Origin of the sequence: Paenibacillus piri (genome assembly GCF_004354045.1) — a bacterium.
Taxonomy (GTDB): Bacteria; Bacillota; Bacilli; order Paenibacillales; family NBRC-103111; genus Paenibacillus_S; species Paenibacillus_S piri.
In genome coordinates, this window is record NZ_SMRT01000002.1 from 238,770 (window position 1) to 257,179 (window position 18,410).

An 18,410-nucleotide genomic window follows, 5' to 3' on the forward strand; every position below is an offset into this window, starting at 1 on the left:
AATATGGGCTATCCTGCCCGTACGCATGCCGTCACGTCACGAAAATATAGAGAGAAAGCGTCCCGTGCCGGGGCGTTTTTTCTTTTTTGAAATAGCGATTTCCGCGGTCGGACATCAGCTTGGAGGCGATACGGGCTTTATCTTTTGTGCTAATCAGACAGTCGTTCGAATAGACTAGGGGGAAAGGTTGTTTACTCCACCAATACATCGCAATTCAAGGAGGTACAAGTGGAACACACAACAGTTTGGAAGCTGGACAATAAGTGGATTGTCAGCTGTGGAAGCTTAGCCGTCGTTGCCATGTTGCTTTCGATATTTTATGTCTACATATTGCATCATACTGTAACGCGATACCGCGTCATTGCGGGAACGGAAGCGATTGGAACCGTCAGCAATCCTTCTGTCATACGGGACTGGCTGGCGCAGAAGCGAGTTGCGGTCAAATCGCAGTATCCGACGGTTCAGGCCGATGTTGAAGTTGCGGAGCTGCAATTTTTGGAGGAACGGGAGTACAAAGCCGTGTACGATAACGCCGGCGCCATCGCTCAACTGGAGAAGCGGACCAAGCTCAGGACGAAAGGCATGCAAATCCGGATTGATGGAAAACCGCTTGGGCTCGTTAAAGATGAGGCAGCCGCGCAGTCGTTTTTGAATATGGCCAAAGAGAGGTTAATTAAATCGAGCGGCAAAGGAAAGGTTCGAATCTTGACGGCGCCGGGGAAAGCCGGGAATGATATGTCCGGGGCGGCATCCGGCGAAGCTGCGATTCTAGGGGCAGCCGTTGAAGCCGCGAGTCAAGCAGCACCGGAGACGGTTTCGCCTCTCGGTGTATTTGAGTCTGTGCAGTTTTTACAGCAGGTCGAGCTCGCTCCTGTCGAGGCGAAGCCTGAGGACATAAGCGACAGCGAAGCGATGATGAACCGGATCGAAACCGGCGATGTTCAGCCGTTGACCTATAAAGTCGCAGCGGGAGACTGCGTGTCCTGCATTGCCTACAAGTTCAAAATCAGCAAGCAGGTCATTTACGATAACAATCCGTGGATTCAAAACAATTTGATCCGGGTTGGCGATGTCCTGGATTTAACCGTCCTGCAGCCTTTGCTGGCAGTCAAAACGGTAGAGAAGCGCATCGAGACGTTCGAGGTCCCGTATGAGACGAACTACGTGGAGGATGCCGAGATGAAGGCGGGCTTGAAGGAAACGCTTGTTCCCGGCGAAACCGGCAAGAAGGAAGTAACCTACCTGACGACACGCATCAACGGCGATTTTAAGGAGGAGACGGCAGCAGCGGAAACCGTTATCATACCGAGCGTACCGGCGCTTGTCAAAAAAGGGACGAAGGTCATCCCCGGCGTCGGCACAGGAACGTTTGCCTGGCCGGTGTACAATGCGAAGCTGACGAGCGAATTCGGCAGGCGCTGGGGGAGCTTCCATCCGGGGACCGATATGGTATCCGACAATAAATCGATCATGGCGGCCGATCATGGCAAAATTGCGTTTGCAGGCTGGAAAACCGGCTACGGCAATTGTATTGTGATCGATCATCAGAACGGATACAGCACGCTGTACGGCCATTTGAGCAAGATCCAAGCGAGCGAGGGCGAATCGGTACAAAAAGGCGAACGGATCGGCACGATGGGCACTACCGGCAATTCGACGGGCGTCCATTTGCATTTTGAGGTGCGCAAAGGAGACAATCAGCAAAATCCGCTGCAATATTTGGGCCGTTTGCCTTAATATCGGGCAGGCGAAGGGCATATTCGGTACAGATCGGGGGCGGCGGCTTCCGGTCTTATTGGGCTGAATTTGCAAAATGCTTCGCGAACCGCTACTCTAAAAATGGAAGTATATGCATGTCGAAAGATGAGGAAGGGGAGGAATCGTTTTGTTGTCCACTCGTTTGCTGTGGCGCACGGTCGGATTGGCCGCTTTGCTCTCAACGCTGCTGTGCATCGCAGGCTTTGTGTATGCGATCAATCAAATTATGTACCCCCGCAAGCCGGCTCCCCTTGAAACCGCCGCACCGCAGGAAGCGGTAAAACCGAAGGAATCGTTGGCGAGCAAGGAGAAAATCCAGATAGTCGCATTAGGCGACTCCTTGACGGCGGGAACAGGGGATTTGACAGGTCGGGGCTACGTCGGACAAGCCAAGGAAAAGCTGGAAAAGCAGCTTGGCAAGCCGGTATTTATTTTAAACAATTTCGCCATTCCCGGTTTTCGGACAAGCGATATGCTGAAGGATATGGAGTCGAAAAGAGGGATTGATACGGCGCTTGCAGACGCCGATGTCATTATGCTGACGATTGGCGGCAACGATTTGTTTGCCGGCGGGCAGGGGCTGTTTAACGGCCAGTCGGACGAATCGTTCGACCCGAGCGCGGCGCAGGAACGGATGCCGGATGCGCTGAAGCGGCTGGAGCAAATAATGGACCGGATCGCCAAGCAAAATCCGAATGCGGTTATCTGCTATGTAGGACTGTACCATCCTTTTCTGGATATCGATACGAAACGGGAAGGCTCGCTCCTTATTCAAAAGTGGAATACGGCGGCGTTTGAAATCGCCAACCGCTATCCGAATATGGTCGTGGTGCCGACCTACGATTTATTCGAGGTCAATTTGGGCAAATATTTGTACACGGATCATTTCCATCCGAATCAGGACGGATATGAACGCATTGCGGAACGAATTGCGCAGGTCGTCAAATAAGGGAGAAACTTTTCATTATATACGGCCCTGAGATATGGCCTCAAGGGAGTGTTTGATATGGAAAAGCAGCCGGAAACCGTATTGTCGGTCAAAAATGTAAAGAAATCGATCAAGGGCAAAGAAATTATTAAAGGCATTTCATTCGATGTATTCGGGGGCGAAATTTTCGGTTTTCTCGGGCCGAACGGATCGGGTAAAACGACTACCATCCGCATGCTGGTCGATCTGATCGCCCCGACGGAAGGATCCATTACAATTTGCGGCTTTGACGTCCATAAGCAGCATAATGAAGCGCTTCAATATGTCGGCTGCATCGTCGAAAACCCGGAGCTGTACCCGTATTTGACCGGATGGGAAAACCTCGAGCATTTCGCCCGCATGCTGCCCGGCGTATCGGACCGGCGCATCCGGGAGGTGGTCGAAATCGTCGGAATGGATGCGCGCATTCATGATACGGTTCGCACTTATTCGCTCGGCATGCGGCAGCGTCTCGGCATCGCCCAAGCGCTGCTGAACAGTCCGAAGCTGCTTATATTGGACGAGCCGACCAACGGTCTCGACCCGCAGGGAATCAAGGAGATGCGCGAATTTATACAGCGTTTGGCCGAAACCGGGCTGAGCCTGTTCGTATCCAGCCATCTGTTAAGCGAAATTCAGCAAATGTGCGACCGCGTCGCCATAATCAGCCAAGGCGAAGTCATCAAGGTCGGCGAGGTCGATGCGTTAATCGACGAATCGGCCAGCCGCGTCATATGGCGCGTTTCCCCGTTCGAGCGCGCGATCGGCGTGTTGAAGAGCCGACAGGACGTGCTTGTGCTGGAAGCCGAGGAAGCCGCGTCGTCCGATGGAATCGAAGCGTCGGCGTCCGCGATCGTGACGCAGCTCAGTCCGGAGGCGGTACCCTCTCTGACCCGGGAGCTGGTGGAAGCCGGCGTTTTGCTGTACGGCGTAGAGACGAAAAGTCCGACACTGGAAGATTTATTTTTGAGCTTGACGGAGGGGAAGCGCATTGGTTAGTTTATATCCGTTGGTGAAAAACGAATGCATCAAGATCGTGAAGAAAAAACGGCTGCTTGTCGTTTTGCTTATATTGGCCGCACTTATCCCGATGTTCACCTATGCGCAAATGAAGGTGGCGGAAAACAACCTGAAGCAGTTCGGCACGAAGGATTGGCGTGCGGAGCAGCGGCAAAAAATAACGGACTATACGCGAAGCATCGGAAGCGCCCGCGTGCCGGAGGAATGGAAGCAGTTCCGCCGCGTCGAAGTGATACTGGCCCAATACTATTTGGATAAAGATGTGAATCCCGCGGAACCGAACGGGGTAACCTTTACAAGAGAATTTCTTAAAAATGCCGTCGGGCTGTTTATTCCGCTGATGATCATGGTGATCGCTTCCGACCTCGTATCGTCCGAGCATTCCACCGGCACGATCAAGCTGCTGCTGACAAGGCCGGTCGAGCGATGGAAAATATTATTGAGCAAGCTGATCAGCATTATATTGTTTACTTCGCTCATTGTTACTTGTACGGCGCTGCTTTGTTATCTGATTTCAGGCGTTGTATTCGGTTACGGAGGCTGGGATATGCCCATCTTCCTCGGCTTCAAGGTCGTCGGCACGGAGGTGGATACATCGTATGTGCGGCCCGTCGATCAATGGGTTTATCTCATCATGGAATTCGGGCTCGTCTGGTATTCCGCATTAATTGTTGCGGTTATGTCGCTGATGATTTCCGTTCTAATCCGAAGTACGGCTGCCGGAATGGGGCTGATGCTGGCGGTGCTTATATCCGGGACCATCTTGACGAATATGGTCTCCTCGTGGGAGACGGCCAAATATTTATTTATGGTCAATTTGCGCCTTACGGATTATTTGACAGGCAGCCTTCCGCCCATTAAAGGCATGGATTTGCCGTTTTCGTTGACGGTGCTGACGGTATGGGGAGCGGCATCGATTGTCGTATCCTTTATGGTGTTTACGAAAAAAGATATATTGAACTAACCGCGCAAGATGTTATAATGCACATTAGAAACTTGAAGCACCTTTATCTGCGCGCAATTGCGCACAATACCGATTCACAGGCTTCAAGCGCTTCAGACTTTAAGGGAGGCTGCGATGGCGGAACAACTCGATTTGTTTGCTGAAAAAACAACCACGCGGACGGATTACGACGCTGACGATATACAAGTGCTGGAAGGTCTTGTAGCGGTCCGGAAACGGCCGGGTATGTACATAGGGAGCACGAGCGCTTCCGGGCTTCATCATTTGGTATGGGAAATCGTGGATAATGCCGTCGACGAGCATTTGGCCAAGTTTTGCACCAAGATCGACGTGACGATTCATAAAGATCAATCCATTACCGTTCAGGACAATGGTCGGGGAATTCCGACCGGCATGCATAAGACGGGCATTCCGACGCCGCAAGTCGTGTTTACGATTTTACATGCCGGGGGCAAGTTCGGCGGCGGAGGATACAAGAAGTCGGGCGGTCTGCACGGCGTAGGCGCTTCGGTCACGAACGCGCTGTCCGAATGGCTCGAGGTGACGATATACCGGGAAGGTAAAACGCATCGCCAACGGTTTGAATATTGGGTTGACGACAAGGGGATCGAACATGTAGGAGAGCCGGTTACCGGCCTTGAGGTGCTTGGCAATACAAGACAGACCGGCTCGAAAATTACGTTTAAACCGGACAAGCGTGTGTTTCAATCCGGGATCGCGCTAAACTACGATACGCTCGCCGAACGGCTGCAGGAAATTGCATTCCTCAACTCCGGCTTGCAGGTGACGATCAAGGACGAACGTGCCGATAAAGAAGAAGTGTTCCAATACGAAGGCGGCGCCAGCCAGTTCGTCCAGTTTTTAAACGAGGAAAAGACGGTGCTGCACGACGTTATCCATTTCATGGCGGAAAAGGATGATATCGAGGTTGAAGTAGCGCTCCAATATAACGACGGCTACACGGAAACGATCGTTTCGTTTGTCAACTCGATTCCTACCCGCGGCGGAGGCACGCACGAAACCGGCTTTAAAACCGCTTATACCCGCGTCATGAACGATTATGCGCGCAAAACGGCCATACTTAAAGAAAAAGATAAAAATTTGGATGGTCAAGATTTGCGCGAAGGCATGATGGCGGTCATCAACATCAAGATGGGCGAGGTTGAATTTGTCGGCCAGACGAAGGATCAGCTAGGCAGCGCTTCGGCGCGGAGCGCGGTCGATTCGGCCGTATCCGATAAAATGGCCGTCTTTCTGGAGGAAAATCCGCAAACCGCGCAGATGATCATGAAGAAGGCGGTTCAATCCGCCAAGGCGCGCGAAGCCGCGCGAAAAGCGCGCGAAGAGGTGCGCAGCGGCAAAAAAGGCAAAAGCGAAAGCTCCAATCTGGGCGGCAAGCTGACGCCGGCACAATCGAAGGACTATACGCGCAATGAGCTGTTTATCGTGGAAGGCGATTCGGCGGGCGGCTCGGCCAAGCAGGGCCGCGATTCGAAGCATCAGGCGATTTTGCCGTTGAAGGGCAAGCCGATGAATCCGGAGAAGGCCAAGCTGATCGACATTATGCGCAACGATGAATATAAAGCGATCATCGCCGCGATCGGTGCGGGCGTAGGGCCCGAATTCGACGCATCGGAGAGCAATTACGCGAAAATTATTATCATGACCGATGCGGATACCGACGGCGCTCATATTCAAGTGCTGCTGCTTACGTTTTTTTACCGCTATATGAAGCCGTTGATAGATTCAGGCAAAGTATATATCGCACAGCCGCCGCTCTTCAAGGTGACCAAAAAAGCCGGGAAATCGAGCGCGATCCGGTATGCATGGACGGATGAGCAACTGAGCGCGCTGACGAAGGAAATGGGCAAAAATATCGAATTGCAGCGATACAAAGGCTTGGGCGAGATGAATCCGGACCAGCTGTGGGAGACGACCATGGATCCGGAGACGCGCACACTGCTGCAGGTGCAGATTGAGGACGCGGCCAAAGCCGAACGGCGCGTATCTACGCTGATGGGGGATAAGGTAGACCCGCGTAAGCGATGGATTATCGAGAATGTCGACTTTACCGAGTTCGAGGAGTAGATAACTTTGACGATACTGGAAAACTTTTTACCCGCATTTCTGGAGGAAGTGGTCGGAGACCGTTTCGGCCGCTATTCCAAATATATTATTCAAGACCGTGCGATTCCCGATGTGCGAGACGGACTGAAGCCTGTGCAGCGACGCATTTTGTATGCGATGTACGATGCCGGCAATACGCCGGACAAGCCGTACCGCAAGTCGGCCAAAACGGTCGGCGACGTGATGGGCAATTATCATCCGCATGGCGATGCGTCCATTTATGACGGGATGGTCAGAATGGCACAGCCTTGGAAGATGGGTCATATGCTGGTCGACGGCCATGGCAACTGGGGCTCGCTGGATGACGATCCGCCGGCCGCTATGCGTTATACCGAAGCTCGCCTGTCGGAAATCGCGCTGGAACTGCTGCGCGATATCGAGAAGCGCACTGTGCAGTTTAAAGATAATTTCGACAATACGACCAAGGAACCGGTCGTGCTGCCGTCCCGTTTTCCGAATTTGCTGGTCAACGGCGTCAGCGGCATTTCGTCCGGTTTTGCCACGGAAATTCCGCCGCATAATTTGCGCGAGACGATCGATGCATGCATCGCGGTCATCGACAAGCCCGATATCGATCTGGAGGAGCTGATGCAAATCGTCAAAGGTCCCGATTTTCCGACCGGCGGCATCATTATGGGCTCCGAAGGCATCCGCGAAGCGTATCGTACGGGGAAAGGGCGGATTTATGTTCGCTCGCGCACCGAAATCGAGCAGCTGCGCGGCGGCTTGCAGCAGATCGTAATTACCGAAATCCCGTATCAGGTCGTGAAATCGCGGCTTGTCACGGCGATGGAAAACATACGTCTGGAGAAAAAAATCGAAGGTATTTCCGTCGTACGCGACGAGAGCGGCCGCCAGGGCTTGCGGATTGTGATCGAGCTGAAAAAAGACGCCGACGCGCAAGGAATACTCGCCTATCTGTTAAAGAAGACCGATCTGCAGGTTACTTATAACTTCAACATGGTCGCGATCGTCAACAAAACGCCGAAGCAGCTTGGCATTAAAGACATGATCGACGCTTATGTCGGCCATCAGAAGGAAGTTGTCACTTTCCGCTCCCGCTTTGAGCTGGAGAAGGCCGAGGACCGCGCCCACGTGTTGGAGGGGCTGGCCAAGGCGCTTAACATACTGGATGAAGTTATTGCAGCCATCAAGGCATCCAAAAACCGCCAGGACGCGCAGCAAAATTTGGTTGCCCAGTTCGGCTTCACCGAACGTCAGGCTGACGCCATTTTAACTTTGCAGCTGTACCGCTTGACCAACCTTGAAATCCACTCGATCGAGAAGGAGCTCAAGGATGTCCAAAAGACGATTGCTTATTTAAACGGGATTTTGGGCAGCGAGAAAAAGCTGATGGCGGTCATCAAGGACGAAATTACGGAAATCCGCAATAAATACGGCATCGACCGGCGTTCCGACATTCAGGACGAGGTGGAGGAGCTGAAGGTCAACCTCGAGGTTATGGTGAGTGCGGAGGATGTGTATGTCACCTTGTCCAACGAGGGTTATATTAAACGGACAAGCAAATTGTCGTTTACCCGTTCCGGTGGAGAAATTGATAAAACTGGGCTGAAGGAAGGCGATTATGTACGCTACCTGCTCGAGGTGAACACGCTCGAAAGCCTGCTCATCTTCACGCAGAAAGGCCAATATTACTTGCTGCCGGTTCATCAGGTTCCGGAATACAAATGGAAGGAAAACGGCACTGCGATCGTTAATGTGATCCCGATTCCGAAGGATGACCGGATCGTTAATGTGATTCCGATTAAGGATTTCGAGGAGCAGGGCCGGTCGGTCGTGTTTATTACGAAACGCGGACAAGTGAAACGGACCGATCTGAAGGAATACTTGACCAATCGCTCCATCGGCATCGTCGCCTGCAAGGTCGCCGATCATGACGCCGTCATTGAAGTGCGTCTCAGCAGCAACGATCAGGATATTATGCTGGTTTCGAAGCTGGGCATGGCGATCCGCTTTGCGGAAAGCGAAGTGAATCCGATGGGTCGCGCAGCGGGCGGCGTTCGCGGTATCCAGCTGAAGGACGAGGATGAAGTGATCGGTGCCGAGTGGATCAAGGGGGAGGAAGGTGAGCTGCTCGTCGTATCCGAGCTTGGTTACGCAAAACGCTCGCTCATTCTCGATTATCCGGTTCAGGGCCGCGGCGGCAAAGGGATCTTCACGTTCGAATTCCGCGACGGCAAGCGCGTAAAGCCGAATGGCACCCAACTGGTGAAGGCATTTGCGGTAAAAGAGGAGCTGTTCATTACGGCGTTCCTGCAGAGCGGCGAGCGTGTCTCCTTCTCTTCGGAAAACACGCCGATCGAACAGCGCAAATCGACCGGAAGACAGGTCGTATCGGTGAAAAAAGCCGATATGATTACCGATTTATTGAAGAGCGACAATCAATCGTAGCTGTTGTAATTCGCTTCCTGCTTTTCGATAAAGTTGACAAACAGCTCCAGAACGGCCCACATCGGCATCGACTCATCCAATCGGTCGAGCCATTGCGGGTCGTTTATTATTCCGTACTGCAAAGCACGTTCCCCAATCAGCTGTTTCCATTTTTCCATATCTGCATCACTCCTTACATGAATTGACAAGCCCCGCCTATAGTTAAACGCCTATCTTGCAGTATATGTTGAAACCGGTCTAAAGTTCCGCCTTTTTATCGATTAATGTCTTAAAGTATTTATGATATTAACCTTTAAACGGCTGGAAGGTAGTGGTATAATAAATTCAACAAACGAGGAAAAATTTTGGAGTTGAAAACAGGAGTGATAAAACTGTGATAACCCAAGAATTCGCTAAGCTGTGGTGGAAACTATCCAAGGATTTGCACAACCATATGGATACGGAGCTGTCCCCGTCGTTGACGGAAGGCCAGTTGACCGTGCTTGAGCTGCTCGTAAACCGCGATCGAATGAAACCGTCCGATTTTATCGAATTTCTCGCAACGACTCCGGCCGCTATTACAACCTTGCTGGATCGTATGGAAAAGGCAGAGCTTATAACCCGGGAGCGCGATGAGAAGGATAGGCGCATCGTATGGGTGCAGGTTTCGGAGAAAGGCAGAATGGAGTGCGAGCGCGGGATTCGAATACGCGAACGGTTTTTGCAAAGCTATTTAAGCCGAATTTCCACGCATAATCAGCAGCTGCTGGTCTATTTGCTGGGCAAGGTTGCAAACGCCTAAGCGTAAACTTGCGGTGCCGGTTGCTTTTTCGGCAGGGCAAGCGTTACAATAAGATTAATTTAAAAGCTCGCATGAGCTTGCAATTGGCTGTGTGTGACTGGCGGAGCATGGGGAACCATGAGGGAGCACGCAGAGACATATGCCGTACGCCTGGGCAAAGGTAAGGGAGCGCATCCCTTGCCTTTTTCTGTTGAAAAGCACAATACGACTAAGTAAGTCGTGTGTCATTCGTTGTTTCAAGCTGCTCACACTATTTTATGGAAAGGATTGGAAGAACATGACAACAAATCCGATCATTTTAGACGGTGCCCGGGTAGCGGACACGATCAAGGAGCAATTGGCACAGCGTGTATTACGGCTGGCGGAGCGGCAGGTCGTTCCGTGCCTTGCGACCGTGCTGGTCGGCGACGATCCGGCCTCCGAGACGTATGTACGGATGAAAGGGAGCGCCTGCAAGCGGCTCGGCATGGTTTCGCGGCGCATCCATTTGGATCGCGAGACGTCGACGGAGCAGCTGCTCGATGTCATCCGGCAGCTGAACGAGGACCCGCTCGTGCACGGGATATTGCTGCAGCACCCGGTACCGCCGCACATCGATGAGCGGGCCGCCTTCGACGCGATAAGCCTGGAAAAAGACGTGGATGGCGTGACGACGCTCGGGTTCGCCCAGACGGCCTTCGGCTTCGGCGCTTTCCCGTCCTGCACGCCTGCGGCGATAATGGCAATTCTTGATGCGTATCAATTGCCTATCGAGGGCAAGCATGCCGTCGTCATCGGAAGAAGCCCGATTCTCGGAAAGCCGGTGTCGCTCCTGCTGCTGAACCGCAATGCGACCGTAACGATCTGCCATTCCAAAACGCAGGAGCTGGCTTCAATTGTCCGGTCTGCGGATATCGTCGTCGCTGCCGTGGGCAGGCCCAGGTTTGTCCAGGGAGATTGGATAAAACCCGGCGCCGTCATCCTCGACGCCGGCTATAACAAAGGCAACATCGGCGATGTGGATTACGATGCTTGCTTGCAGCGGGCAAGCGCGATTACGCCGGTGCCCGCCGGGGTAGGGCCGGTTACGATCGCCATGCTGCTCCGGCATACGGTCGACGCGGCGGAAAACGCCGCGAGTGCACAGACAATCATGGCTTAGGTGCGAACGCTGCGGCGGGTAACTCTATATGATGTTTCCCGCAGTTCATCGACAGTCTCTAATCGCCATTTAAGGTATAATGGAATTCGCAGTCATATGATGAGGAGTTGGATCGGAGGGAGAGCCGTGCGCGGGAATGCGATTCTGGACTTGCACGGATTGAAGAAAACGATTGTCCGGAACGAACGGAATATGTTGTTTGAAGGCGTCACGGCAGCGGTTACGGAGCCTGCCGTAATCGCTGTGCTCGGTGTATCCGGCCAAGGGAAGAGCACCCTGCTGCGTATCATCGGTCTGCTGGATGTGCCGGATGAAGGGACGATCCGGTATCGCGGCAAGCTTGCCGGCGACGGGCCGCCGCACGCTTGGCGGATGAAGGTGAGCTACGTGGCGCAGCATTCGGTTATGCTGCCGGGGAGCGTTGAGGACAACCTGCGCAAGGTCAGCTTTCTGCATCGCCAGCCGTTCGATCGGAAGCTGGCGGCCGAGCTGATGGACAAGACGGGCCTTGGCGGGATGGACTGGAGCAAGCGGGCGGCGGATTTGTCCGGCGGCGAAAAACAGCGCGTGGCACTCGTTCGCTCTCTGCTGCTGAAGCCGGAGGTGCTGCTGCTGGACGAAATTACCGCTTCGCTCGACCTGCGCAGCAGACAGGCGGTGCAGGAGCTGCTGACGGAGTGGCATCGCAAGGAAGCGGGTACGCTGATCTGGGTGACGCATGATTTGGAGCAGGCGCGGCAGACCAGCAGCCGCGTCTGGTTCATGGCGCAGCATACGCTGCTGGAGCAGAGCGATAGCGTCAGCTTTTTTACAAGGCCGGGGACGGCGGAGGCCGCCCGGTTTTTGCAAATTGGGCAGGAGGTGGGCGAAGACTGATGTCCAATCTCGCGTTAGCTTGCACGCTTGTTTTTATTGTCATCACGATTCTCGTATCGATGTGGCAGAAGCTGGATCTGGAGAAAGACATTTTGATCGGCACGATCCGTTCGGCCGTTCAGCTGCTGCTGGTCGGTTACGTGCTGCAGTTTGTATTTAACGCGCAAAATCCGGTGTTGCTTGTGCTCATTCTTTGCGCAATGATCCTCGTCGCGTCATGGAACGCAAGCGGCCGGGCCAAAGGGCTGACCGGCATCCGCTGGCGGATTATCGCGGCGATCGGCGTGACAGAGGCGTTAACGATGGGGCTGCTTCTCGCGCTTGGCATTATCGAGCCGACGCCGCAATATATCATCCCGGTCAGCGGCATCATTATCGGCAATGCGATGGTCGTATCCGGACTGTTTCTGAATCAGATGAAGCGCGAGATGCATACATCGCGAGGCGAGATTGAAACGCTGCTTGCGCTTGGTGCAACGGCGCGGCAGGCGATTCAGGAATCGCTGAAACGGTCCGTCAAAGCGAGCATGATCCCAACGATCGACGGAATGAAGACAATGGGGCTTGTGCAGCTGCCCGGCATGATGACGGGAATGATCGTTGCCGGAGCGAATCCGGTGGAAGCGGTGCGCTACCAGATTTTGATCATCTTTACGATTATTGCTGCGGCCGCCATCTCAAGTATTTTACTCAGCATGATCAGCTATAAGCTGTGGTTTACTGAGGATGAAATGCTGCGCGCCGGGGAAATGTAGATCACGCCTGCGCGCAGGCATCTGAAGCGACCGGCGAATCGGCGACCAGCGCCGTGTGCCAGAAGCAGCCGCGAATCGGCGAAGAGAGCCGTGCCGCCAGAAACAACCGGCGAATCGGCGGCCAGCGCCATGCGCCAGAAGCAACCGGCAATTGGCGAACAGACCTCCTGCAGCGGAACGCGCCGAAAAGGGTTCACCTGAACGAAAGAACCCCAAACTGTATGCAAAAGAACCTTCAATTTCCACCGATAATGTGGAATTGAAGGTTCTTATTATGCTTTAAATCAATCTCTAAACGGGGACAATTGGCTTTGGGACCGATCTTTGCTAAAAGCTATAGATGAATCGGACCGAGATGACGTTATTTGCCGCGATTCCGTCAAATTGAAATTGTAACGGACACAAGAAACGTTATGAGGCGCGCCAGGTGCCCATTTGCCCCATTTTCGGCGAAATAACGTCTCCTGGGTCCGTAAGCTTGTAAAACCGTTTGTTTAACCGCAAATAAGCGCTCCGGTGTCTGTCAGAGTCAGGCTTTCCTTAGTGCGGCGCATATGCCGGTCATAATCGCGACGTTGGTCGCTCCGGCCGTTCAAAAGCGGCCGTTCCATAATAACCACGGAAACTCCGCAGGAGGCGCTGAGGTAAAGCTCAGCGTCTCTTTCGTTACCGGATGATCGAAGCTGAGCGCAGTCGACCAGAGCGCGATCTGCTGTCCGGGCCTGGTCAGGTGCGCGCCGTAGCGCTGGTCGCCGACCAACGGACAGCCGATGGCCGCGAATTGGACGCGGATTTGATGCGGCCTGCCGGTATGCAGCTCGATTTCGACGAGCGACAGCCCGTCCAGCTGACCCGCAACCCGGTAGTCCAATACGGCTTCCTTGGCGCCAGGTTTGTCCGGGGTGACGACGGATACCATATTCATTCTGGTATCTTTCAGCAAGTAATGCGTCAGCGTTCCCTGCGGCTGCTTCGGCTTACCATTGACGACGGCCGTATATCGCTTGCGGATGGTACGCGTCCGAACCGCATCGGAAAGGCGCGAAGCCGCTTTCGACGTCTTGGCGAACACCATGACCCCGCCGACCGGCCTGTCCAGCCGGTGCACGAGGCCCAGATATACGTTGCCCGGCTTATGATGCCGGTGCTTCAAATCCTGCTTGATCATCGTCAGCAGATCGGGATCGCGGGAGTCGTCCTCCTGCGTCGGCACGTTCACCGGCTTGACGACGACGATGACATGGTTATCCTCATACAGTACGGGGACGGGCGGAACGGCTGTCTGTGCCATTGCCTAGGCCTCCCAGCGGCCCAGGATGCCGCAGGGCAGCATGAGCTTGGATGCCGTAATCGGCAGTCCGATTTCTCCGCAAATGAGATTGCCGCCATATTTGCTGCCGAGCGACATCGCCAAAATATTTTTAAGCACGGTCGCGGAAATGCCCGTCGTATACGAATTGATCAGAAAGAAAAGCGGCCGGTCCGACAAAATCTGCATGCACGACTCCACGAACGGAAACAGGTTCGTCTCCAGCTTCCACGTTTCCCCGCTCGGCCCCCGGCCGTAGGAAGGAGGGTCCATAATGATCGCGTCGTACTGGCTGCCGCGGCGCTGCTCCCGCTGGACGAACTTGAAGACGTCGTCCGTAATGAACCGGACCGGACGCTCGCCGAGGCCGGACAAATGCAGGTTTTCCTTCGCCCACTGCACGACCCCCTTGGAGGCGTCCACATGGCACACCTCGGCGCCGGCGTAAGCGCAGGCGACAGAAGCGCCGCCGGTATAAGCGAATAAATTGAGCACGCGGATTTTACGTCCCGAGCCCTGAATTTTATCGATCATCCATTTCCAGTTGGCCGCCTGCTCCGGAAATAAACCGGTGTGCTTGAAGCTGGTCGGCTTAATATGAAACGACAATTTATCGTAGGAGATCGTCCAACGTTCAGGCAGCGGCTTCTTGTATTCCCACTCGCCGCCGCCGCTTGAGCTTCTGTGGTAATGGGCGTCCGGGCTCGTCCACCGTCCGCTTTCCTTGGCGATGGGCCATATAATTTGCGGATCGGGGCGGCGCAGTACGATATCGCCCCAACGTTCCAGCTTTTCGCCCCCGCCGGTATCGATGACTTCATAATCTTTCCAATCGTGTGCTGCAAACATGACGTTACCTTCCTTTTATCAATATCCGAATGGCAGATGTATAATCCTATCTATTGTACACGAAATATAGACCGGAAAAAAGCGGCTGCGCGGACAAAGCAAAGACCGGGGGATCGCCCCGGCCCAGGATACGTCATTTTTTCGGAAGATTGACGCTTTCGATCAAGTTCGGCAGCTCGTTGCTCAAAAACTGCTCGTAGCTTGAGTTGATAAGCTTCTGTTTAATGCTGTTCGGCGCCTGTACGAACGGCGGATAGCCGCGCGATTCCACACGTATGATATGGTAGCCGAATTGCGTTTGAATCGGCCCGCCGATCAATTTGACGGGCAGCTCGATCGCCGCCTTTTTAAACTCGGGCACCCAGTCGCTTACCGCCACATTTTCATAGTAGCCGCCTTTATCCTTCGAGCCCGGGTCCTCGGAATATTGCGCCGCGACTTTGGCGAAATTCTCGCCGTCGCGCAGCTTGTCCTGCACCTCGACCAGCTTCTTGTCGATTTCGGCCTTCGTGCGGTCCACACCTTCTTCGTCTTTCGAGCTGATAAGAATGTGGCTGACGGACGCTGCCAAATAATCGGTGTTATTGGCGGCAACCTCACGGTCGTAAGCTTTTTCCGCAGGCCCGCCAAGCGCTTTCTGGGCGCTGATCATCAGCTCCAGCTGGCTGCGCACATCCTCCTCCGTCAAGCGGTACCGCTGCAGGAAGACGGCGGCATCCTGCCCGCCGCGGAGCTCGTCGATCAAAGCTTTTGTCGATTTCATCTGCTTGGACAGCGCTCCCGGCACCGATTCCATCTGATCGCTGTTGATCCGGCCTGACCATATTTTATTGGCGATCAGCTGCTGCAGCATGACGGATTTATAGCTCGCGTCATCATCTTCCGCCGCCGTTGGCGCCTGCCCGCCGAGCAGATCGTTGACGGCGATATATTTCTCAAGCTCGCCAAGCGTCACCTTGCCGCCTTTATAAACAGCCGCCGTTGTCTCGAGGTCGACTTTGCGGCCGACCCATACCGTTTCGCTGTCGCCGTCCCACTGCACTTCCTTGCCCAGCGCTTCGCTCACGAACCGGAGCGGCACGTATGTAGTCCCGTTGTAAATAAAGCTTTCTTCCGCCGTTTTTTTCTGGTGGCCATCAAACATATATTTGATGTTTTTAAAATATACTTCAATCTGTGTTCCGCTGGCATAAGCAATCGAACCGGTCATCATGACGCCGATCGACAAACCGAGTACAAGCCCTTTTAATTTATCGTTCATAAATCGCAGACCACCCTTTCTTTTCCAAAATTATCCGTTTTCGCAGACCTTGCCGAGGCCCGACTACATATATTCCGCCTTAACCTGACAAAATCCTTTTTTTCACGTCGAAAAATTGCCTGATCAATAGCTGGAATCCGCGTCAGATCAATAAAAAATTGCGTGAGCGAAAGGATTTTGCGGGTGCGATGTAGTATTTGTCATTTGTAAGAAAAATCTGAATAATGAGACCATAAGGGGATGTTTGCGATGAACGACAATTTAATCCCCGGACCGGAAGAGCTGTTCCTGTTTCACGAAGGGAGCTTGTACCAAAGCTACCGATTGTTCGGGGCCCATTTGGCGGAACAGGAAGGCTGCGCCGGCGCAAGGTTTGCCGTCTGGGCGCCACATGCCAAGGAAGTTCGGGTCGTTGGCGATTTCAACGCTTGGAACGGCGGCTTGCACATCATGAACAGGGTAAGCACATGGGGAGTGTGGCATTTATTTGTTCCGCATGTGCGGGAAGGCGATCATTACAAGTTCGAAATTGTGACCGAAGACGGTACGCTGCTCGCGAAGGCGGACCCGTACGCCTTTCATTCCGAGCTGAAGCCGGGCACGGCGTCCCGCGTTTACAATCTGCATGGCTACGATTGGAACGATCAGGCATGGCAGGAGAGCAGGCGCTTCGGCTCCTCGTACAACAGGCCGATGAACATTTATGAGGCGCATCTCGGAACATGGAAGAAGAAGCCGGACAGCGGGTACTATACGTACCGCGAGCTTGCCGACGAGTTGGTCGATTATGTGGCGGATATGGGATATACGCATCTGGAGCTGCTGCCGTTGGCGGAGCATCCGTATGACCGCTCATGGGGCTACCAGGCGACAGGCTACTATTCGGTCACGAGCCGCTTCGGCACGCCGAAAGACTTTATGTATTTGGTGGACCGCTGTCATCAGGCCGGACTCGCCGTCATTATGGATTGGGTGCCGGGTCATTTTGTGAAGGACGCTCACGGGCTGCGGCAGTTTGACGGGCAGGCGCTGTACGAGCACGGCGATCCCAGGCTGGCCGAAAAGCCCGAATGGGGGACGCTTGCCTTTGACTTTTCCAAGCCGGAAGTTGTCAGCTTCCTCATTTCCAATGCTCTGTTTTGGATGGATATGTATCATATCGACGGACTTCGCGTCGATGCGGTTGCCAGCCTGCTTTATTTGAACTTCGGCAAGCCGAAGGAGCTATGGGTCAACAATGAGCACGGAGGGGACGAGAACCCGGAGGCGATCGCTTTTCTCAAAAAGCTGAACCATTCCGTGTTCACCAGCTATCCCCAGGCGTTGATGATGGCCGAGGATTCATCGGCCTGGCCGTTGGTCACGGCGCCCGTCTACGCCGGAGGTCTCGGCTTTAATTACAAATGGAATATGGGCTGGATGAACGATATGCTGAAGTATATGGAGCTCGACCCGTATTTCCGGCGCGGCAGCCACCAGTTATTGACATTTTCTTTTATGTATACATTTTCGGAAAATTACGTGCTGCCCTTGTCCCATGACGAAGTCGTGCACGGCAAAAAATCGCTGCTGAACAAAATGCCGGGCGATTACTGGCAAAAATTTGCCAATTTACGCGTGCTGTACGGCTACATGATGGCGCATCCGGGCAAAAAACTGCTGTTTATGGGCTCCGAATTCGGTCAGTTCGACGAGTGGAAAGATTTGGAGGATCTCGATTGGGAGCTGCTCGAACTCGACAGCCACCGCTCCATGCATCGTTACGTGCGCGAGCTGAACCGCTTTTATGTACGGCAAAAATCTCTATGGGAGCTGGATCATCAATCCGACGGCTTTTCCTGGATCGACCCGCACGACAGCAATCAGAGCGTCGTTACGTTTATGCGCAAGTCGCGGGATCCGGACGATTTTTTAATTATCGTATGCAATTTTACTCCGGTTACTCACTTTGATTACCGGATCGGCGTTCCGCTGCCGGGCGAGTACAAGGAGTGCTTTAACAGTGATTTGGCTGTGTATGGCGGCTCAGGCCAGCGGAACGAGGGGAGTTTACGGACAGAAACCGTGTCCTGGCATTATCAGCCGTTCAGCCTGCGGCTGACGGTTCCTCCGCTGGCGGCGGTCGTATTGAAGCCGGACCGGATCAAGCGATTGGCCAAGAAGGATCGAAGCATAAGAATTTAGGAGAGG

Annotated in this window: 15 protein-coding genes and 1 riboswitch; of the genes, 11 read left to right on the forward strand and 4 right to left on the reverse strand. The window is 53.7% G+C overall.

Translation table 11 applies throughout. From position 1 onward, the window contains the following. Nucleotides 1–228 precede the first annotated feature (228 nt). The 6 genes from E1757_RS05955 (at nucleotide 229) to gyrA (ending at nucleotide 9,248) form a co-directional block, all read left to right on the forward strand. Complete coding sequence (locus E1757_RS05955; protein ID WP_133225934.1) at nucleotides 229–1,737, forward strand: LysM peptidoglycan-binding domain-containing M23 family metallopeptidase; 1,509 nt, start codon at nucleotides 229–231, stop codon at nucleotides 1,735–1,737. Nucleotides 1,738–1,888: 151 nt separating this feature from the next. Continuing rightward, a complete protein-coding gene (locus tag E1757_RS05960) occupies nucleotides 1,889–2,707 on the forward strand; it encodes a GDSL-type esterase/lipase family protein (protein ID WP_246079039.1) in 819 nt (272 codons plus the stop codon). Nucleotides 2,708–2,764: 57 nt separating this feature from the next. After that, nucleotides 2,765–3,724, forward strand: coding sequence for an ABC transporter ATP-binding protein (locus E1757_RS05965; protein WP_133225936.1), 960 nt, complete (start codon nucleotides 2,765–2,767; stop codon nucleotides 3,722–3,724). Then, nucleotides 3,717–4,709: an ABC transporter permease gene (locus E1757_RS05970; RefSeq protein WP_133225937.1), complete on the forward strand. Its 993-nt coding sequence runs from the start codon at nucleotides 3,717–3,719 to the stop codon at nucleotides 4,707–4,709. Before E1757_RS05965 ends, E1757_RS05970 begins: the two co-directional genes overlap by 8 nt. A gap of 114 nt (nucleotides 4,710–4,823) precedes the next feature. Then, entirely contained in the window at nucleotides 4,824–6,797 is a 1,974-nt protein-coding gene (gene parE, locus E1757_RS05975; RefSeq protein WP_133225938.1) for a DNA topoisomerase IV subunit B, read from the forward strand. A gap of 6 nt (nucleotides 6,798–6,803) precedes the next feature. After that, nucleotides 6,804–9,248, forward strand: coding sequence for a DNA gyrase subunit A (gene gyrA, locus E1757_RS05980; protein ID WP_133225939.1), 2,445 nt, complete (start codon nucleotides 6,804–6,806; stop codon nucleotides 9,246–9,248). Here the strand turns inward: gyrA and E1757_RS35685 are convergent. Further along, nucleotides 9,239–9,406 carry a hypothetical protein gene (locus E1757_RS35685; protein WP_165971973.1) on the reverse strand — a complete coding sequence of 56 codons (168 nt, stop codon included), beginning with the start codon at nucleotides 9,404–9,406 and terminating at the stop codon, nucleotides 9,239–9,241. The two genes, gyrA and E1757_RS35685, sit on opposite strands and share 10 nt — an antisense overlap. A gap of 215 nt (nucleotides 9,407–9,621) precedes the next feature. On the opposite strand from E1757_RS35685, the gene E1757_RS05985 reads away from it, so the two are divergent. The 4 genes from E1757_RS05985 (at nucleotide 9,622) to E1757_RS06000 (ending at nucleotide 12,801) form a co-directional block, all read left to right on the forward strand. Continuing rightward, entirely contained in the window at nucleotides 9,622–10,029 is a 408-nt protein-coding gene (locus E1757_RS05985; protein ID WP_133225940.1) for a MarR family winged helix-turn-helix transcriptional regulator, read from the forward strand. Nucleotides 10,030–10,112: 83 nt separating this feature from the next. After that, nucleotides 10,113–10,192: riboswitch (ZMP/ZTP riboswitch) on the forward strand. A gap of 114 nt (nucleotides 10,193–10,306) precedes the next feature. Further along, nucleotides 10,307–11,170, forward strand: coding sequence for a bifunctional 5,10-methylenetetrahydrofolate dehydrogenase/5,10-methenyltetrahydrofolate cyclohydrolase (locus tag E1757_RS05990; protein WP_133225941.1), 864 nt, complete (start codon nucleotides 10,307–10,309; stop codon nucleotides 11,168–11,170). Between the two features lie 192 nt (nucleotides 11,171–11,362). Continuing rightward, entirely contained in the window at nucleotides 11,363–12,046 is a 684-nt protein-coding gene (locus E1757_RS05995; RefSeq protein WP_133226598.1) for an ABC transporter ATP-binding protein, read from the forward strand. Further along, nucleotides 12,046–12,801: an ABC transporter permease gene (locus tag E1757_RS06000; protein ID WP_133225942.1), complete on the forward strand. Its 756-nt coding sequence runs from the start codon at nucleotides 12,046–12,048 to the stop codon at nucleotides 12,799–12,801. Before E1757_RS05995 ends, E1757_RS06000 begins: the two co-directional genes overlap by 1 nt. A 592-nt stretch (nucleotides 12,802–13,393) precedes the next feature. Here the strand turns inward: E1757_RS06000 and E1757_RS06005 are convergent. The 3 genes from E1757_RS06005 to E1757_RS06015 all read right to left on the reverse strand — a co-directional run bounded on the left by E1757_RS06005 (nucleotide 13,394) and on the right by E1757_RS06015 (nucleotide 16,220). Continuing rightward, on the reverse strand, nucleotides 13,394–14,092 hold the full coding sequence (locus E1757_RS06005; protein ID WP_133225943.1) for an RluA family pseudouridine synthase: 699 nt from the start codon (nucleotides 14,090–14,092) through the stop codon (nucleotides 13,394–13,396). Nucleotides 14,093–14,095: 3 nt separating this feature from the next. Next, a complete protein-coding gene (locus E1757_RS06010; RefSeq protein ID WP_133225944.1) occupies nucleotides 14,096–14,959 on the reverse strand; it encodes a class I SAM-dependent methyltransferase in 864 nt (287 codons plus the stop codon). Between the two features lie 133 nt (nucleotides 14,960–15,092). After that, on the reverse strand, nucleotides 15,093–16,220 hold the full coding sequence (locus E1757_RS06015; RefSeq protein WP_133225945.1) for a peptidylprolyl isomerase: 1,128 nt from the start codon (nucleotides 16,218–16,220) through the stop codon (nucleotides 15,093–15,095). A gap of 249 nt (nucleotides 16,221–16,469) precedes the next feature. Here E1757_RS06015 and glgB point away from each other — a divergent pair, with 249 nt between their 5' ends. Beyond that, nucleotides 16,470–18,404 carry a 1,4-alpha-glucan branching protein GlgB gene (gene glgB, locus E1757_RS06020; RefSeq protein WP_133225946.1) on the forward strand — a complete coding sequence of 645 codons (1,935 nt, stop codon included), beginning with the start codon at nucleotides 16,470–16,472 and terminating at the stop codon, nucleotides 18,402–18,404. Nucleotides 18,405–18,410 lie beyond the last annotated feature (6 nt).

Coding starts and splice junctions, on each gene's coding strand:
- E1757_RS06000 (WP_133225942.1), top strand. CDS start 12,046: ATGTCCAATCTCGCGTTAGCTTGCACGCTTGTTTTTATTGTCATCACG.
- E1757_RS05990 (WP_133225941.1), top strand. CDS start 10,307: ATGACAACAAATCCGATCATTTTAGACGGTGCCCGGGTAGCGGACACG.
- E1757_RS06015 (WP_133225945.1), bottom strand. CDS start 16,220: ATGAACGATAAATTAAAAGGGCTTGTACTCGGTTTGTCGATCGGCGTC.
- glgB (WP_133225946.1), top strand. CDS start 16,470: ATGAACGACAATTTAATCCCCGGACCGGAAGAGCTGTTCCTGTTTCAC.
- E1757_RS06005 (WP_133225943.1), bottom strand. CDS start 14,092: ATGGCACAGACAGCCGTTCCGCCCGTCCCCGTACTGTATGAGGATAAC.
- E1757_RS35685 (WP_165971973.1), bottom strand. CDS start 9,406: ATGGAAAAATGGAAACAGCTGATTGGGGAACGTGCTTTGCAGTACGGA.
- E1757_RS06010 (WP_133225944.1), bottom strand. CDS start 14,959: ATGTTTGCAGCACACGATTGGAAAGATTATGAAGTCATCGATACCGGC.
- parE (WP_133225938.1), top strand. CDS start 4,824: ATGGCGGAACAACTCGATTTGTTTGCTGAAAAAACAACCACGCGGACG.
- E1757_RS05965 (WP_133225936.1), top strand. CDS start 2,765: ATGGAAAAGCAGCCGGAAACCGTATTGTCGGTCAAAAATGTAAAGAAA.
- E1757_RS05995 (WP_133226598.1), top strand. CDS start 11,363: ATGTTGTTTGAAGGCGTCACGGCAGCGGTTACGGAGCCTGCCGTAATC.